Origin of the sequence: Virgibacillus subterraneus (genome assembly GCF_900110695.1) — a bacterium.
Lineage (GTDB): Bacteria > Bacillota > Bacilli > Bacillales > Amphibacillaceae > Lentibacillus > Lentibacillus subterraneus.
In genome coordinates, this window is the sequence record NZ_FOEH01000004.1 from 12257 (window position 1) to 31410 (window position 19154).

Sequence of the window (19154 nt, forward strand, 5' to 3'; positions counted from 1 at the left end):
ACAACCTTCCTATAATAATCTTTTTCCCTTTTCATAAAAATCCTTCATATCTTCTTCCGGTACGAGTGCTCCACCCGTTGCCCATGAAATATGTGTTGCATTCTGAACATCTAGCTTCTTATCGTTGGCATAATTATGAATACGTTGTGGTCCAACAAGTCCAGCGGTTGCAGATGGTTCTAAAAATATTCCTTCAGAATCAGCTAGTATTGCTAGCAATTTATATAATTCATTGTCTTCAATTGAATAAATACCACTAACTAATCGATCACTTATTGCTGTGGCAAAGCTAGATGGACGTCCTACTGCTAAACCATCTGCTTCTGTCCGATTATCAATTCCAAAATCCTGAACACTCACATTACTCATTTTCCTAGTAAGTAAACCGATCAATACTGACGGCGAATGAGTCGGTTCTACAAAGAAACAATGTACATGATCCCCGAAAACTTGTTTTAGTCCAAACGTAATACCGCCTGGTGCCCCGCCGACACCACATGGGAGGTATACGAACAACGGATGTTTCTCATTTACTTTTATATTTCTTTCCTCAAGTTGTTTCTCCAGCCTTAATGCTGCAACACTATAGCCTAAAAATAAATGCTTAGAATCCTCATCATCGACAAAATAAGCTTTGGGGTCTGTAATTGTCTTTTGTCTTCCTGCACTTATAGCTTCACTAAAATCACCTGTGAATTCGTGTACAGTTGCTCCTTTTTGGCGAAGCAAGTTCTTTTTCCATTGCTTTGCATCCGCTGACATATAAACAAACACATTGAATCCAAGCTTTGCACTGATTATACCAATACTTAATCCTAAATTGCCTGTAGACCCGACTCCAATTGAATACTGACTAAAAAACTCTTTAAATTTCTTGGATGATAATATTTCATAATTCTCACCACCAGTTAACAATCCTGCTTCAATAGCCAGTGATTCTGCATGCTGTAATACTTCATATATTCCACCTCTTGCTTTAATTGAACCAGCAATAGGCAGGTCATTATCGCATTTTAAATAGAACTCACCTTTAAAAGAATTTGAAATTTCTCTTTCCATATGAGATATCCTTTGTAAAGGTGATTCCAGAATTCCTTTCGACTGCTTTGTTTCAGGAAACTCTTTTACTATAAATGGAGCAAAACGCTTCCATAGTAACTCCGCTTTATCCATGTCATCTCTTGTTAACGAAAAAATACTTGAACTTCCTTTGTTTTGTAAATTTGGATTCATCCAAACTACCGGTTTTAAGTCAATTATATCTTTTAGTATAGGGTACTTATTTTTCCATTCGATTAGTTCCTGCTGTGAATAGACTATTTAAATCACCCTTCCTGTTATTACTATCTCCTATTCAAATTTTATCATGACATGGAATCCAATTCTAATTAAAACGATCGATTTTCTGCTGAATTCTTTGGAGATATTCATAGCTTAACAGACCGCACCCGCCTCGAATAATTTCAGTTGCATACAACTCAGTCGGCTTCATTTCAGCTGATTTCTCCATACCAATAAATGTAATGGCATGATATATCAATCTGTTAATTGTAACTGGCACTATAGCAGGGCGATAGGCATTTGCATAAACACCTTCCCGTTTATACAAGTATTCTATTGCCTCATGTGGTATTTGATAGACTTTTCCCTCCACTTTTTCCTTACTATTTTCAACCAAATCTGCCTTACCACCATCATGTGTACTTCTTGAGAATTTAAATTCGAAGCCATTTAAGATTCCTCTACCTTTTAAATTTGCAAAGTATTGATCTGCACCTGCCAGCTTAAATCGTTCGTCATCCATACAAGAACCATAGGCAAAATATAATATTTCATCTTGTTTTAAATAATTGTATACTAGCCAATCTCCAGAAGGAATTCGTTTAGTGAACTTATGTAATGCTTGACCAGCAGTATAAATGATTGCCCTTATTTCTTCACCTGAATCGTTGTATACAGGAACAGTAGTTCGATTGTATAGATTATCCCAGTAACCTTCCTCAAAACCTTCTAAACTATCAATTGCTTTCAACTGTGATTCTGTTACCTCGTATAATTCACCATATATCCAATCCGATTTATTTTCTTTCATGGCCGGATAACCATTATTCGTATCATATAAAGATCCGTTAGTTCGGCATTGCTCAAAAATACATGCAGCACCATCTAAAAAATGGTGATTTCGCTCTCCCTTTCTTAACGTTCCATAAACAAATACATTCGGCATCATGTTCCTCCTAAAATTATTCTTTTCTTTATTTTATTAGAAAACTTGGCTTATCGCACGCCTTAATGTTCTAGATAAGCCTTAATTACACTTATGCCAGTAAGAAAGTATGCTTAAATTCCTAGAATTTTTTCAAAAAGTCCTTTAAGTGATACAGAGCACAATCGTTTTATCCTTTTTCTGCTAAACTATGAATGTTTTCGTATAAATGAAGGGGTGTTGTAATGTCTAAACAGAAGTTTACATTTATTACAGTGTTACTAACGTATCTATTAATTGTCTTCGGCGGCTATGTCGCTTCATCAGAATCCGGAATGGGCTGCGGTCCTGAATGGCCATTATGTAACGGTCAAATAATTCCAGGGTTACAAGGGGATACACTGATAGAATTTGGTCATCGTGTTATTGGGGCTATTTTGTTCTTCATGACTATCATTTTATTTATCAAAATAAGAAAAGAAAATGAGAGCTTTTTCAAAGTTAAAGTTGCTAATTGGATGCTCGACTTATTAATTCTGCAATTAATTATGGGAGCAATTGTTGTTTTTTATCACCTTCCATCAATAATCATTACAATTCATTTACTTATCGCGATGATATTTATGGCGATTTTAATCTGGTTCTGGCGAAGTGATCAACCAAAGGGTAAAATAGGAAGCCCTTTGATAAAACATTTAAATAAATATACTCAGTATATTATTATTTATGACGATCGGATTAGGAGCATATATAAAGCACCAGCATTACGGTCTTGCATGTGGATGGCTTGGATGTAATGACAGTGTATTACCTGCCTCACTGCCCGAATTATTACAAACATCTCACCGTGCTCTAGCCTTTATTGTAACAGGTTACATTATATTTTTAGCTGTTCAGATATTCAAAGAACATAACCACCCATTAAAGAATCGGATAATGGTTGCTCTTGTCGTAGTAATTTTACAAGTAATTGCAGGTATTGCAACGATACTTTCTTTTGTATTACTTTCCATGGCAGTGTTACACCTTGCCATAGGAACTATACTCTTTGCAATAATTATAGAAGGAAGAATTATGTCCACGAGATAAAAAGAGGAACTCATATAGCCTTATATGAGTTCCTTTTTAAATTGCTCTATTTTGCAGCGTCCATAACCTTTATCAATGTATTCTCAATATCATAGGCAAAATCATAAAGTGAATTATCTTTAGTAAGTTTAATCAACTCTGATGGTCGGGGCATACCTATAAAAGTCTTACCTTCAGATTCATAGATCGTAATTTTGCAAGGAAGAAAATAACCAACCATGTGATTTTTTTCAAGTAGTTCTTTTGCAGCTTTAGGGTTACACACTTCCAAAATACGATAATTCGGTTCATAATCTAGTCCCTTACTCTCTAAGGTTTTTTTTACGTCAAAATCCCAAAGTACCCCAAAACTATCCTCTTTTAATTTTAATTCAAGTGATTCAACAGCATCGTCAATACTCTTAGATGTCTCAACGGTATAGTTAAACATTTAAATGCCTCCTTCTAAGCATAATTTTTCTCTTTCAACCACCATTCTAACATACCTATACACCTATTAGTATATGCCCTGCAACCATTAACTGCAAACATTCCAATGGGTATATACCAGTACACCCATGGGTATGTTTTAACCGATATAAATTATACCCTTGCGCCTATATGTATATACCGTCTGATTGTATTAATAGTAACGGCTATGCGCCAAAAGCTTAGAAAACTTTGCATATCGGCAAGCCCTAATATAGATAAGCCTTAGTTGTACTTATGCAGTATGAAAGGATTTATTCTTTTGATCTAAAACTTTAATTTTTTAGTGGACACAGGAGACGCTATTTCTATATAAAAGTGACATTTTCGAAGTTATCCAGACACAGAAGCCCTTATTTTACATATATCATGGTTAATAGAGGGCGTTTGTGTTAAATAAGGTCCCTGGTGTCCGCAAAACCTCATAGGTGGTGGCTGCGCATCCGGCAGACATATTTGTTTATTAACTGAAAATAAAAAAATGCAAAGCATGCTTTGCATTTCAACTACGCTAATTAAATTATTAAATTCCAAATCCGTAAACTTTTCTTCTATTTTTTTCTTATCATAACTCCATTTTGCTCGCTCTAAGGAACATTCAATAGGTACATCACACCTGATTTCAGCTAAATCTCGTGATAGGTGAAGCATATCTAAATTCTCACTTATTTTTGTTTGTACTCCTTTTGGCAACCTATCAATATTATCCAGTATATTTTCAATGGTTTCATATTCCTGTATCAATTTTAAGGCAGTTTTTTCACCTATTCCTTTAACTCCAGGGTAATTATCAGACGTATCTCCCATTAATCCTTTAAGATCAATCATTTGCTTTGGTCGAATACCTTTTTTCTCGTAGAATGTTTCATGACTGAATACATCATAGTTTCCTTGCCCTTTTTTCATGATCGCAACACTGATGCCGTCATCTACAAGCTGGAGTATATCCTGATCGCCAGTAAGAATTATAACATCATTCTCAGATGCATATTGGTTTGCCAGTGTTCCAATACAATCATCCGCTTCGAAATTTTCCAGTCCGATATTCGGCAAATTAAATGCCTCTGCTACTTCTTTTATAAGATCGAACTGAGGAATTAACTCCTCTGGCGGAGCCGATCTATTCGCTTTATATCCATCAAATAATTCTGTTCGAAATGTTTTACTGCCCATATCCCAGCAGCAAACTACATGTGTCGGTTCAAACTTATCTACTGCGTCTAAAAAATAGCGTAAAAATTGATAGATACCATTTGTTGGTACGCCTTTACTGTTTTTCATAAAGTTTCCCCGAAATGATGTGGCAAAAAATCCACGAAAAAGTAATGCCATTCCGTCAACTAGCAATACATTGCTTTGTTTTGACATAGTGTCACGCCTCCATTTTCTCCTGTACAGCTACTATTGAATTTACAATACGATTCTTATCTTGCAATGTATCTATATCCACAGGCTGATCCGTTACCATTGATAAGTAATTATCAATGTGTGTTCTTACGATACGTTTTATTTCCTCTTTCATATAATCAAGTATAACATTCCATTGTTCAGTATAAACATCGCTCATTTTCTGATGACTTTCTTCAATATATCTTTTTACAAATGGAGATAAGCGATTAAATATGTCTTCCTTCATTTGTTCTTTTTCATTTTTTACAAAGAATGCTTTGGTCCCATTAAACCTTTTCAACTCTTTATGAAACGTCTGTACATCGAGTTCTGTAAAAGCCTGATTATAGGCAGGTGTTTCAAGCTCAGTATCGTCGAAATCTGGAAGCAGGAAGTTATTATCTATCAGGTTGCTTTTGGTAGAATAATCAAGCTGTATATCTTTTTTCATCTCTGTGATAAATGATTCTACTCGAAGGGAGACTGCTCGTAACTCCTGCATTAACTCATACCCAGCATAATCCAGCAGATTACTTAGGCTTTGTTCCAATTGTACTTGGGCTTTCCTGCCGGATTCGGTGATAGTAGTTGGGTTAAACGTTTCTTTAAACATATCATGAAAACGAATTGATTCACGTTCCAGAACATAAAATAATTGTTTCTCTATTTTTTGATTAATTTTTTGTACATAGATATTATTATCAATCTTATCTACCAATTGTTCTAAAGATGCTCGTTTTGAATATAAATCCTCGCGATAATTTTCTTTTTCCGTTGCATTTAATTGTAAAGAATCTATATAATTTTTAATAGATTGTGATGCACGATAAATATCCCTGCCGACTGACTGGATCGTGAGTGCTGCTAATTCATAATGGATAAAGTTGTTAAACGTTTCCTCAAAATTTCTCATTTGTTTATTTGGCACTTCATTATTTAGCTTTTCCCGAAGTGATTGTTTACTTGAAATCGGATATAACCTTGGGAAACGAATTCCTAATTGTGTTAGCTGCTCTTCAATGTAATTCATTACCATCTTAAGTTCCGAGTTATCTTCAGCAAGGTCAGCGGCATTCATGATAAAGAACATTTTATCAAGTTGGAAGACATCCTTCACTCTTCCCAATTGCATTAAAAAGTCTTTATCCGCTCTTGCTAATGCATGATTGTAATACGTAACATATAAAATGGCATCTGCATGCTTAATATAATCAAATGATACGTTTGTATGGCGTGCATTTACCGAATCTGCTCCAGGGGTGTCAACCAAGGTGATACCATCTCTCGTTAATGAGCAATCATAATAAAGGTCAACCGATTCAATATAGCATGCTTTTGTTTCATCGGTTACATAGCTTGAAAACTCACCTATGTCAATTATCACTTCTTGTGCTATAGCATCCATATTGTAACTAAATCCATTGATAATCGCATTGAGATATGTCTGATGTGTTTGATGAAGCTGTTCACTCTGATGAATATTATTCTTCATAATCCAATCAACCAGATCTTCAACTTTAACCGCTTCGGGAGAAAAATGCCTGGTTAATGATCTTATATCATCAACAAGTGTCTGCTCATCTTTAAATTTAACAACAACAGTTCCGTGGCCATACGCTTCATTTACTGGGTTAATACGATTAATCACCGCTGTGGTTGGATTAGGTGAAACGGGCAATATATTTTCGCCTATTAATGCGTTAGCAAATGATGACTTGCCTGCACTAAACGCACCAAATAGAGCTATTGTATACGTGCGATTATTTAAACGAACTTGTTTTCTAGTTAAATCGTCAATGATGGACTGAAAACCTGGGAGTTCATCAATTGTTGCAATCGTGTTTTCGATATTTGTTAGTACATTATCTATCGAAACAGTTTTATTTTGTGTCTGTTCTTGCGTTTCATTAACAACTTCTGTTTGTGGTATAGCCTTGGAATTAAAGTCTTCGGTTGTCTGTTTGATCGCTTTGTATCTTAGCTTAATTGCATCATTTATTTGATGCCATATTTGGTCACTTGGATTTGGGTTATCCAAGGCTGTATCAACCAACTGATATTTTTCACGCAAATCTGTTTTAAGTTCTTCCTGTCTTTCTTGTTGTTCATAAAGATGATAAAGCTGTTCTTGTTCCTTTTCATTCTTTACAATTTCATCATTTATCTCATCTATAAAACTATTGTAAATTAAATCCCATAATTTCAATGCTTCCATTTTAAACCTTTTCTTAATATCAGCACTAACATCATTTGTGTAATTTAATATATAGTCGCCATTAACTGTTGCTCCAGGATTTTGTAAAGATAGAAGCGCCTCTTTATCATAATCAATCGAAAATTGCTGAATTTGTTGTACAAGATTTTGGTCATGTATATTGTACTGCTTCAGCAGATTCAGGAACTTGTCACGAAGTTTCCACTGAATTGCAGCATCGATACGTTCCAGTAAGTGATTATAAAACTTGTTTAAACGTGTTTCTCTCTCTTCTTCCGTTTTCTTTTTAGAGGCAAAAAATCCTACTTTAAAATCTTTTATTTGTGATTCTAAAAATAGTTCTGCTTTATCCCGTAAATCCGAGGGCAACAAATACGCATTTTTTAGGGTTGCATTTAGATTAGCTAAAAAATCTCTTTCCATTTCCTTAGGTTTGCTTTTGAGGTTTGAAACAATACTATTAATATTCTCTAATTGTATTGATAAAGTTTCAAATTTGTCACTTTCACTTGGTGAAACTTCTGCCAGGCTTTCCTCATAAATGCTATCCAAATAACGTTTGTGTTCATCAATAACCTGTATAACCGATCGTTCTGTATTTAAGGTAAATTCCTTATCAGATGTCATCAGTGTATTAAGTTTATCTTTGATTACTGGGAATTCATTGTATGCTGCATTACTATCTATTAAGGAAGTATAATAGGTTACTTCTGGAAATATATTCCATTGATCAAACGTTTGTTTAATTTTTTGTTTGAAGGTTTCAAAGGTTAATTCACTTTCATCATGTTTATCAATCTGGTTTATAATAATATAAAACGGAATATTATTATCTTGCACTTTTTTCAAAAATTGCAAATTAACTTCTGATTGAACATGGTTATAATCCATAACATAGAACAATGCATCTACAAGGTGTAATGACGACTCTGTCATAATTCGATCGGCATCATCTGCTGCATCTATACCTGGTGTATCGATAATAACGCATTCATCTGGAAGAATATTTTCCTTTGTACTAATCTCTATTTCTTTGATGCTTGCTTTATCCTTTGCATACTCCTTAATCATTTCAATATCATAAGGTTCTTCATATTCCACTGGCAAGGTATCATGAAAATAAACACGGGCAATTCCTTTACCTGATTTTATTTTAACAACATTTGCGCTTGTTGGAATAGGGCTTTTCGGCAATATAGACTTCCCTAATAGACTATTGATCATTGATGATTTTCCAGCAGAAAAATGACCAGCAAAGCTGATCATTAATTCTTGTCTGTTAAGTTTTTCATAGACATCCAGAATTTTATTAGCATGTTTTAAGTCATCATTTTCAACCATTGCCTGATATAGTGCAGCTAAGTGCTGAAGATTAGTTTGAGCTTGGTTTTGTTCTGTTATGATCATGAAGAAAATCCCTTCCAATTAACAATTCTAGCAACTATTATACTGAATTTCTGACGTTATTTCTACCCTCTATATTTAAATTTATTTATAAGAGTAAACGTTTCATCGAAAGAACGTGAGACGTACTTTAGTGAATATCTAGGACTTTTCCTTATTGATAGGTGAAATAATCTTTGTGGAAATAGACCGAATGATATCCCCTCTGCTAATAACCCCCACAACTTTAGAATCTTCGTCAACAACTGGGATTTTCTTAAAATGATATTTGGATAAAATAGTTAGGGCTTCTTCCAGATTATCATTAGGGTGCACTGTATGCGTATGTCTTTTATTCATAATTGTGTCCACTTTGTTATTAATATTATATTCAATTTTATCTCTTAAGTCTTCTTCCTCACTTACTAGCACAATTGTAAACATATCATATACTGTTCTACCTTTAGGTTGAATACAACGAATAACATCTCCATCGCTTATCATACCAATTAAACGATTTTCCTCATCAACTACAGGTACCCCACCGATTTTATTGGTAACTAAAGTCTCTAATAATTGTTTTATCGTTTTATCTTTCGTAATGCTAATTATATCTGTGATCATAAAATCTTTTATTTTCATATGGCACCCTTTCTTAATTATGTAAAAGAACCAACCAGTTCAATACGGTTGGCTTTGAGTTAATCCAGCGTATGATATTGACCACCATAAAATAATATAGGATCTCCACCATTCATTTTTACGTCAGTTACTTCAGCAATGAATATCATATGGTCACCAGCATTAGCTGTTTCTTTAACATGGCATGAGAGCGTTGCTATGGAAGCGTCTAGAACAGGAATATTGTCTTGTCTCAAATATGCTATCTCCCTGTCATTATTGATTTGTTTTGCAAAAATCATAGATAAATCCTTCTGGTCCTCGGTTAATATACTTAACCCAAATTTCTTAGTAACTTGTAATTTATCATACATTCGAGCTTTTTCATCAATTGAAATAGCAATCAATTTTGGATCCAATGAAACAGACATAAATGCATTTACAGTCATTCCCATGATTTCACCATTGTATTCGGTTGTTACTATAGTGATACCTGTTGCAAATTTACCCATAGCATCACGAAAAAGTCTATTATCCATTACGAAGTATCCCCTCTTTCCTTCTAGAACATTCTAATTTAGAATATCATTTATAAAGGGAAAATTGAAATAAATAGTGTTTATTGTAATATGTAGTTTACATAATAATATTATAACAAACTATGGTTAGCTTTTAGGTATTTTAATATATTATGACTTTGTTATAATACGTAATTGAAGGCTTTGGTAACTTTACCAAAGCCTTCTCGTAAATAAACTAGTTATACTGGATAAACGCCATGTTTTCTTTCGGTGAACGTTATATTTTTTTCCTCATACAGGTTGTAGCGTTTAATAAGTTCATTCCTTAACTTATCCGGATCTACGATTGCATCAACAACCATCTCTGACGCTAATCGATAAATATCAATATTGTCTTTATATTCTTCCTGCTTTTCTTTTATAAATGCAGGTCTATCTTCTTCTGGCAATTCAGCAATTTTATTCGCATATACAGCATTCACAGCTGCTTCAGGTCCCATAACTGCAATCTGAGCGGTTGGCAATGCTATGCAGCAATCTGGGTCAAATGCAGGACCAGCCATTGCATATAATCCCGCACCATAAGCTTTACGCACGACTACTGAGATTTTAGGTACAGTTGCTTCACTCATTGCTGCAAGCATTTTTGCACCATGTCGAATAATACCTGCACGTTCCACTTTTGTACCAATCATAAACCCAGGAATATCCATCAGGAATAATAATGGAATATTAAATGCATCGCACAATTGAATAAATTTAGCTGCCTTATCCGCTGAATCCGGGAATAAGACGCCACCTTTCATCCTAGGCTGATTTGCAATAATTCCTACTGATTTGCCATTTATTCGTGCAAGTCCCGTGATTAATTCTGGTGCAAATTTCTTTTTAACTTCACAAAAACTATCCTCGTCAATAATCCTGTTGATAAAATCGTACATGTTAAATGGAGCATTTTGATTTTCGGGAATTAAATCTGTAATCGACTTTTCAAATACTTTAATCTCTTTGGAATCAGCAACGTTAGGCTTTTTTCTGAAGTTCGCTGGGAAATAGCCAAGATATTTTTTTGTGTATTCAATTGCTTCTTCTTCAGATTTAACCAATACATCGCCACAGCCTGAAACAGAACAATGCATTTGTGCTCCACCCATTTCCTCCAGGCTTACTTTTTCACCGATGACTTTTTCTGCCATACGTGGTGACCCTAAATACATTGATGCGTTTCCTTCAACCATAACTACGATATCACAAAATGCCGGAATGTATGCACCGCCTGCTGCAGAAGGTCCGAATAAAAGACAAACCTGTGGTACGCGGCCAGACAGCTTTATTTGGTTATGGAAAATTCGACCGGCGCCACGACGACCAGGGAACATTTCTATTTGGTCAGTTATTCTTGCACCAGCAGAGTCTACAAGATAAAGCATTGGTATCTCCAACTTCTCTGCTGTTTCCTGTATACGGATTATTTTTTCGACAGTCCGTTTGCCCCAGGAACCAGCTTTTACTGTAGAGTCATTTGCCATCACACAGACAGCCTGACCGCCAATTTGGCCAATTCCAGTTACAACTCCATCAGATGGTAAAGAATCATCCATACAATTTGCAAAAAATGCATCTTCAACATCTATCTGATCATCGAATAATAACTCCAGACGTTTACGAACGAATAACTTGCCTTTTTCTTCATTTTTCTGGTGGTACTTTTCCTGGCCACCTTTTTTAATTTCTTCAACTCTTTGTTTGAATTCTTCGATATATGACATTTAGTACCCTCCCTGCTTCTATTTACCTTGATAGACAGGTTTTCGTTTTTCCTTAAATGCTTGTAAACCTTCTATTCGATCCTCGGTAGGTATTGTTTCTTTATAACATAAATGTTCAATAGCCAAACCAGTTGTCATATCGGTTTGAATGCCTTTATTGATTGCCGTTTTTGCTTGTCTGAGCGCAATAGGTCCATTTTTAGTGATTTGTTTTGCCATTTCCGTAGCCGCATCTAGTAATGCATGTGATTCCACGACTTGTTCTACCAATCCAAGTTCTAGCGCTTCATCAGCTGTTAAAGACTTAGCGGTAAAAATTAGTCGTTTTGCCTTACCTAGCCCTATTAATCGTGTAAGACGCTGTGTTCCACCAGCACCCGGTATTATGGCTAGTGATGTCTCTGTAAGCCCTAACTTAGAGTGATCAGCTGAAATACGTAAATCACAGCCTAATGTTAGTTCGAGACCACCTCCAAAAGCAATTCCGTTGATAGCGGCGATAACTGGCATTTTCATATTTTCAATGTTTGTTACAGTTTCACCAATATATTTAACTGCGCCAATCACTTGATCTTCAGACATTTCTTTTCGTTCTTTAAGATCAGCTCCGGCGCAAAAAGACTTTTCTTTTGATCCGGTTATAATTGTGCACCTTATTTCATCATTCGTGTTTATTTGGTGAACATACTCATTCAGTTCATCGAGTAGTGCCTTTGACATCGCATTCATAGCTTCAGGCCTATTAAGACTTAAGACTGCAATATGATCTTCTACTAATTTATAATCTATAAGCGCTGCCACTATTACTATTCTCCCTTCCTATCGTTCACTATTTATTATTTTCATTTGATGACTGGAAAGACTCGAAACATAATTTTCAATATATAATGCCGATTCAATCACTTTATCAATATTCATGCCAGTTTCAATTCCCATCCGATGTAACATATATAATAAATCATCTGTGGCAAGGTTTCCCGAAGCGCCTTTAGCATAAGGGCAACCTCCAAGACCACCTACAGCACTATCGAAATTTGTTATACCGTGATTTAATGATACTAAAACGTTTGCGAGTGCGGTCCCTCTTGTATCATGAAAATGCATTGCCAATTTATCTTTCGGAAAATATTTTAATAGTTTTGTTAACACTTTATCCACTTGAACGGGGTCAGCTACACCAATCGTATCACCAATAGAAATCTCGTCTACACCCATTGTGAACAATCTATCACAAATAGATATTACTTTTTCAACATCAATATCACCTTCATAAGGGCAGCCAAAAACAGTAGACACATATCCTCTAACTTGTTTATTAGACTCTTTAGCTTTACTGGAGACATTTTCTATAATTGGTAAAGTTTGGTCAATAGTTTTGTTTATATTGTTTTTATTATGTGTCTCACTCGCTGATAGAAACAGACAAATTTCATCGACGTTTACTTCCAAAGCACGATCAAGTCCCTTATTATTAGGGACCAAAGCGGCATAGGTAACATCAGGATTCCGTTTAATTTTTTTTGCTACTTCAGTTGCATCCTTTAGTTGTGGAATCCAGTCTGGATGTACAAAGGATGAAACTTCAATATAGGAAGCCCCGGTTTCAGACAACATATTAATCCAGTCAATTTTTGCAGCTGCCGGAACCAGTTCAGCCTCATTCTGCAACCCATCACGTGGACCTACTTCATTTATTTTAACTTTGTTTGGAAAGTTCAATCGCAACCCTCCTATCTATTCTTAGAAAACTTTGCATTCGTTAAAGGGATTCTTTATGAAAGCATACTTTGCTTTCTTAAAACCCCTTGTACTTTGGAGTGCATGCTTTAGTGGCAAACACTTATGCAGTAAGAAAGTATTTAGACTATCTTAACTGCGATCAAAGTTAGTTGTTACTCTATAATGGCAATTACGTCGCCTTCATTGACGAAATCTCCCTCTGAAACTTTCAATTCCTTTATTGTTCCACCCGCTTCAGCAGCAATTGGAATCTCCATTTTCATTGATTCCAGAATAACGATATCTTGCCCTTCTTCAACTTTTTCACCAGCATTAACTGTTATTTTCCATACACTTCCTGCCATTGATGCTTTAACTTCGTTCATGATAAATTCCTCCTTATTTTGTCTTAACTTGTGGTAAATAATATTCTTGGACAAACCCTGTCGTCGTGTTTCCTTTTTTAAATTCTTCATTATCAATAATAGCCAGCAACATAGGTATATTCGTTTTTATACCTTCTACTTTGTATGTTAATAATGCTTCTTTTAATAATGAGATAGCTTCATCTCTAGTTGATCCTTTCACTATTAATTTTCCAATCATAGGATCATAATATGGAGTTACATCATAATTTTCTGCTACGGCAACCTCATTACGACAGTACTTCCCGTCAGGCATCTGAAATACGGAAATATGTCCTGGTGATGGAAAGAATGTAACTGGATCCTCTGCATAGATTCGTACTTCAATTGCGTGACCATCAATTTGTAAATCGGATTGTTTAATCGAGAGTTCTTCTCCGTTTGCTATCGCAATTTGGTGTTCAACAATATCTTGGCCAGTTATTTCTTCTGTTACTGGATGTTCAACCTGAATTCTCGTATTCATTTCCAGAAAATAAAAGTTCTCCTCTTCATCCACTAAAAATTCAATTGTACCAGCATTGGTATATCCTAAGGACTTTGCCGCTTTTACTGCAGCTTCCCCCATTAATTTACGAGTTCTGTCAGATATAAACGATGAAGGAGCTTCTTCTATTACTTTCTGATTCCTGCGCTGAATGGAACATTCTCTCTCAAATAAATGGATTACATTTCCATGGTTATCTGCTAGAAGCTGTATTTCTATATGTCTGGCATTCTCCAGTTTCTTCTCTAAGAACATAGCACCATCACCAAAAAATGTTTGAGCACGTTTTGAATTACTTTCAAATGCTTTCATAAGCTCTTCATCTGTTTGTACAACCTGCATGCCGATTCCACCACCGCCTGCAGAAGCCTTTAGCATGATTGGGTAGCCGATATCTTTCGCAATTTCAATCCCATCTTCCGCAGATGCAATAGCGCCATCAGTTCCTGGAACAACAGGGACACCTGCCCATTTCATGGCATTTCTTGCTTCAATCTTACTGCCCATTTTTTCCATAACTTTGCTTGTTGGTCCGATAAACTGAATACCTGCGTGTTGGGATTTCTCAGCAAATTCTCCACTCTCGCTCAGAAATCCATAGCCTGGATGAATCGCATCAACTTTTGATTCTTTTGCAATTGAAATTATTTTATCGATGTTTAAGTAACTTTCATTAACACGTGGAGGTCCAAGTAAAAAGCTATCATCAGCCATTGACACAAAAGGTGCTTTTTGATCTGCTTCTGAGTAAACAGCTACTGTTTGTATATCCAGCTTCTTGCAAGTCCGAATAATACGAGCTGCTATCTCCCCGCGATTTGCTATAAGTACTTTTTTTATCATAAGCTCTCTCCTATTGCCGAATTTGTTCGACTGCATATTCTTTTAGCTTAAATTTTTGTATTTTACCGCTCGCAGTCATTGGATATTCATCTACAAATGCTATGTGCCTTGGTATCTTATGCCTTGATATATTGCCTTCGCAAAAGGCTCTAATATCATCTTCAGTTGCCTTCGCGCCATCTCTTAATATTACCCATGCCATTACCTCTTCACCATATTTTTTATCTGGAATGCCAACAACCTGAACATCAAGAACTTCTGGATGCTGATAAAGAAATTCCTCAATTTCACGTGGATATATATTTTCACCGCCACGTATAATCATATCTTTCATGCGGCCGGTAATTTTCAAATACCCATTTTCATCCATGACAGCAAGATCACCGGTATGTAACCAGCCATCACTATCGATTGCATTGTTTGTTGCTTCCTCATTATTATAATACCCCTTCATCACATGATAGCCTCTGGTGCATAATTCACCGGGAACACCTTGAACCTGCTCATCATTTGTACCTGGTACTATAATTTTCACCTCAACATTTGGATGAACCTTTCCTACTGTACTCGCTTTAAGTTCGGCAGGATCATCTGTCTTTGTTTGGGTAATCACAGGTGATGATTCGGTTTGTCCATAAGCGATTGTGATTTCTTTCGCACCCATTTTATTCATTACATCGTTCATTACTTCAATTGGGCATGTTGACCCCGCCATAATACCTGTACGTAAATGAGAAAAATCATACTTTGAAAAATTAGGATGATTCAATTCTGCAATAAACATAGTTGGCACTCCATGCAATCCGGTGCATTTTTCATCTGAAACAGCTTTCATAACTTTTTCGGCTTCAAATTGCTCCACGATTACCATTGTTGTGCCCTTGGATACGGCCGCCAGAACGCCTAACACACACCCAAAGCAATGGAAAAACGGAACTGGAATACATAGCCGGTCTTTATTAGTTAATTTCATACAGTCAGCAATTTGATTCCCGTTATTAACGATATTAGAGTGGGTCAGCATGACGCCTTTTGGGAATCCAGTTGTACCCGATGTGTATTGCATATTGATAACATCATGATGGTGTAAGGTCTTTTTTCGTTCATCAAGTTTTTCGTCGGAAATTTGATTTCCATTTTCGATCATTTCGTCCCACGTATAGGCATTGGAATAGTTATCATCGCTGATTATAACGACATTTTTTAAAAACGGTACATTCTCAGAATGTAACTCTCCCTTTTTTGCATCCTCAAACTCAGGGCATACCTGCTTCAACACATCGACATAAGATGTTCCTTTATATGATTCTGCTAAAATAAGTGTTGTTGATTCAGATTGTTTTAATAGATATTCAAGCTCTTTCGCCTGATAGCTTGTATTGACTGTAACAAGAACCGCACCCATTTTTCCTGTAGCAAATTGGCTGGTGATCCATTCCGGTTTATTATCGGACCAAATAGCTACGTTTTCCCCTTTTTCAATTCCTAGTGACATCAAGCCTTTTGCAGCTTTATTGGCGATTTCATTAAATTCTTTATATGTTTTTCTTAAATTTAGTTCCGGGTAGACAACTGCTTCTTGATCTGGATATAAATTCACTTGCTTTTCCAATAGCTCTCCAACTGTTAAGTTTAGTAAAGACATGAATTTTCTCCCCTCATAGGTATTATCAGCATCCTAACTGTCTAGCAATTACCATACGTTGTATCTCAGATGTTCCTTCCCCGATTTCCAATAATTTTGCATCACGCAAATATCTTTCAACTTCATATTCGCGCATATAGCCATATCCACCATGAATTTGTATTGCCTGGTTTGCGTTTTTGAATGCTGTCTCGGTAGCATAAAGTTTTGCATATGCTGCTTCCTTCGAGAATGGCTTATTATTATCCTTCAGCCATGCGGCCTTGTGAACCATATTCCGAGCCAGTTCAGTTTCCATTGCCATGTCAGCAAGCTTAAATTGTATTGCCTGAAAACTGGAAATTGATTTACCGAACTGTGTTCTTTCTTTGGCATACTCCAGAGCCTTATTTAAAGATGCTTGAGCAATTCCTAAGCCTAGTGCGGCTATTGAAATTCGTCCACCATCTAAGGTGTGCAAAAACTGCTTAAACCCTTTATCGGGATCTCCCAGTAAATTTTTCTGTGGTACACGTACATTATCCAATACAATTTCAGCTGTATCTGAACCACGTACCCCCATTTTGTCATAGTTACTATTTATTGTTACACCTTCAGTATTCGTCGGTACAATTATTGCACTGATAATATTTTTACCTCTGTCATCTTTACCAGTAACAGCTGTAACGGTTATTGTATTTGAATAGTTAGCATTAGTAATAAAACATTTCTCACCGTTAATTACAAAATCATCGCCATCTGCAACCGCAGTAGTCTTAGTTCCACCGGCATCAGAACCAGCGTTTGGTTCCGTTAATCCAAAGGCTGCAAGTGTTTTTCCCTGTGTAATTGGCGTTAAATATTTCTCTTTTTGTTCTTCTGTTCCAAAATAATAAATAGGACTTGCACCTAACGAAACTGTTGCTGCATAACTTAGTCCAGTGCTTCCACATACTTTACCAATTTCTTCAACAGCTAGTGCATAAGATAACGTGTCCCCATCTGAACCGCCATATTGTTCAGGAAATGGTATCCCCATTAATCCAAGCTCACCCATTTGTTTAAATATATCTTCTGGGAATTTAGCTTGTTTATCAATTTCGACTGCCCTAGGTCTTATTACATTATCAGCGAAATCCTGAACCATTTTCTTGATCATCATTTGTTCTTTTGTTAATTCAAAATTCATGTCAAACCTCCTATTATTATAAGAACAAGACCGACTGGTTGGTCTGTTCGCTTCAATAAAAAAAGAAAGCGGTTTCTTTTAATTGGTAAAAAAAGGCTTTTCAATTAATTGATCTACGTATTTACTTTCCGATAAAGATTCGACAGTTAATACTGCATGTAAGATTAAATCAACGAATATATCGCCAATTTCATCAATCGATTTTGGACCTGATTGTTTATACCACTTATATGCCCAATTCACCATTCCGAGTATCGCCATTCCGGTAATTTCTACAGGTAAATCCTTGCGAAATTCGCCGCATGCCTTACCTTCCCTTATGGCTCTTATAATTATCTGTTTAAACTGATCACGTTTTTTCTTAATAAGTATTTCATATTCTGGTTTTAAGTAAATATTCTCCTGATAGAAAACAGAGATGTGTGGTTTATAAAGATCGAATACTTTAACAAAATCCTTTATTATTGCTTGCAGCTTTTTCGTTGGTGACTTATACGTTTCATTCGCAATTGTAGCTTTTTCCAAAACATAGGTTATGAATGTATCGTGAATAACAAATAATAATTCATCTTTTGATGTAAAGTGATGATAGAATCCACCTTTGGAGGTCCCTACGTTTTCCACGATTTGATTAACTGTAACACCGTGATAGCCATGTTTTTCAAACATTAATAATGCTTCTTGGATTATTTTATTTCTTAAATCCGTTATAAACCCTCCTTCCATAAATTTAATTTTACCTTATCATATTTTTCTGAATATAGAAAGGGGAATTAGAATGATTTAGAAACAGAAGGCGGTTTCAAGCAGGCCAAAATGGCTGCGCATCATAGGATTTAATAACTAGTATTACCAATAAGTTATTAGAAAAATGAGATGCTTTTACCGAGGAAGAAAATGTAATCAAACATAAAAAATTACTAGTTAAAAAATTGATAGATTCACTTAAATTAATTTAAAAACCAATCTAACCAATAACGGCCGATAACAAAGCATTGCCTATAAGTACTTTAATGGACATGAGGGGCCATATTTAACGGAAAACAAGCAATATTAGGGTTTAAGCGGACACCAGATACCTTATTTGCTAGAATTACCCCTATTTCACTTGGATATATGTTAAATAAGGGCACATGTGTCCGCATATCCCTTTAACCCGAAATAGCAGCTCCTGTGTCCACTAATTATCTGAAAACAAGTGGTGTT

The 19154-nt window shown here is 35.6% G+C and carries 16 protein-coding genes and 1 pseudogene; 2 read left to right on the plus strand and 15 right to left on the minus strand.

The window, feature by feature from the left end; genetic code table 11:
* Positions 1-9: 9 nt before the first annotated feature.
* Positions 10-1320, minus strand: coding sequence for a D-serine ammonia-lyase (locus tag BMY13_RS11905; protein ID WP_092504887.1), 1311 nt, complete (start codon positions 1318-1320; stop codon positions 10-12).
* A gap of 64 nt (positions 1321-1384) precedes the next feature.
* Positions 1385-2227, minus strand: coding sequence for a gamma-glutamylcyclotransferase family protein (locus BMY13_RS11910; protein WP_175476794.1), 843 nt, complete (start codon positions 2225-2227; stop codon positions 1385-1387).
* 224 nt (positions 2228-2451) lie between these two features.
* Between BMY13_RS11910 and BMY13_RS11915 the strand changes: the two genes are divergently transcribed.
* The gene (locus BMY13_RS11915) at positions 2452-3003 is read left to right on the plus strand and encodes a COX15/CtaA family protein (protein WP_092504891.1); all 552 of its coding nucleotides are present in this window, start codon (positions 2452-2454) and stop codon (positions 3001-3003) included.
* The gene (locus tag BMY13_RS20070) at positions 2933-3295 is read left to right on the plus strand and encodes a COX15/CtaA family protein (RefSeq protein ID WP_092504893.1); all 363 of its coding nucleotides are present in this window, start codon (positions 2933-2935) and stop codon (positions 3293-3295) included. The genes BMY13_RS11915 and BMY13_RS20070 overlap by 71 nt, the downstream gene beginning before the upstream one ends.
* Positions 3296-3341: 46 nt before the next feature.
* Here the strand turns inward: BMY13_RS20070 and BMY13_RS11925 are convergent, their stop codons facing one another.
* The 13 genes and pseudogenes from BMY13_RS11925 to BMY13_RS11985 form a co-directional block, all read right to left on the minus strand.
* Positions 3342-3725, minus strand: a complete 384-nt coding sequence (locus tag BMY13_RS11925; protein ID WP_092504895.1) for a DUF302 domain-containing protein — start codon at positions 3723-3725, stop codon at positions 3342-3344.
* A gap of 542 nt (positions 3726-4267) precedes the next feature.
* Positions 4268-5131: pseudogene (locus BMY13_RS11930) on the minus strand (5'-3' exonuclease); the annotation flags it as partial.
* Positions 5132-5135: 4 nt separating this feature from the next.
* Positions 5136-8774, minus strand: a complete 3639-nt coding sequence (locus BMY13_RS11935; RefSeq protein WP_092504899.1) for a dynamin family protein — start codon at positions 8772-8774, stop codon at positions 5136-5138.
* Positions 8775-8912: 138 nt separating this feature from the next.
* Complete coding sequence (locus BMY13_RS11940) at positions 8913-9392, minus strand: CBS domain-containing protein (protein ID WP_092492829.1); 480 nt, start codon at positions 9390-9392, stop codon at positions 8913-8915.
* A gap of 59 nt (positions 9393-9451) precedes the next feature.
* The gene (locus BMY13_RS11945) at positions 9452-9910 is read right to left on the minus strand and encodes a flavin reductase family protein (protein ID WP_092504901.1); all 459 of its coding nucleotides are present in this window, start codon (positions 9908-9910) and stop codon (positions 9452-9454) included.
* Positions 9911-10131: 221 nt separating this feature from the next.
* Positions 10132-11661 carry an acyl-CoA carboxylase subunit beta gene (locus BMY13_RS11950; protein WP_092504903.1) on the minus strand — a complete coding sequence of 510 codons (1530 nt, stop codon included), beginning with the start codon at positions 11659-11661 and terminating at the stop codon, positions 10132-10134.
* Between the two features lie 18 nt (positions 11662-11679).
* The gene (locus BMY13_RS11955) at positions 11680-12462 is read right to left on the minus strand and encodes an enoyl-CoA hydratase (protein ID WP_092504905.1); all 783 of its coding nucleotides are present in this window, start codon (positions 12460-12462) and stop codon (positions 11680-11682) included.
* An 18-nt stretch (positions 12463-12480) separates the two neighbouring features.
* Entirely contained in the window at positions 12481-13380 is a 900-nt protein-coding gene (locus BMY13_RS11960; protein WP_092492833.1) for a hydroxymethylglutaryl-CoA lyase, read from the minus strand.
* A 173-nt stretch (positions 13381-13553) separates the two neighbouring features.
* A complete protein-coding gene (locus BMY13_RS11965) occupies positions 13554-13766 on the minus strand; it encodes an acetyl-CoA carboxylase biotin carboxyl carrier protein subunit (RefSeq protein WP_092492834.1) in 213 nt (70 codons plus the stop codon).
* A gap of 13 nt (positions 13767-13779) precedes the next feature.
* A complete protein-coding gene (locus BMY13_RS11970) occupies positions 13780-15135 on the minus strand; it encodes an acetyl-CoA carboxylase biotin carboxylase subunit (RefSeq protein WP_092492835.1) in 1356 nt (451 codons plus the stop codon).
* A 10-nt stretch (positions 15136-15145) separates the two neighbouring features.
* On the minus strand, positions 15146-16780 hold the full coding sequence (locus BMY13_RS11975) for an AMP-binding protein (protein ID WP_092504908.1): 1635 nt from the start codon (positions 16778-16780) through the stop codon (positions 15146-15148).
* Positions 16781-16805: 25 nt separating this feature from the next.
* Positions 16806-17948 (minus strand): acyl-CoA dehydrogenase family protein, encoded by a 1143-nt coding sequence (locus tag BMY13_RS11980; protein ID WP_092492837.1) that lies wholly within the window; start codon positions 17946-17948, stop codon positions 16806-16808.
* Between the two features lie 78 nt (positions 17949-18026).
* A complete protein-coding gene (locus BMY13_RS11985; RefSeq protein WP_092504910.1) occupies positions 18027-18674 on the minus strand; it encodes a TetR/AcrR family transcriptional regulator in 648 nt (215 codons plus the stop codon).
* Between the last annotated feature and the right edge of the window lie 480 nt (positions 18675-19154).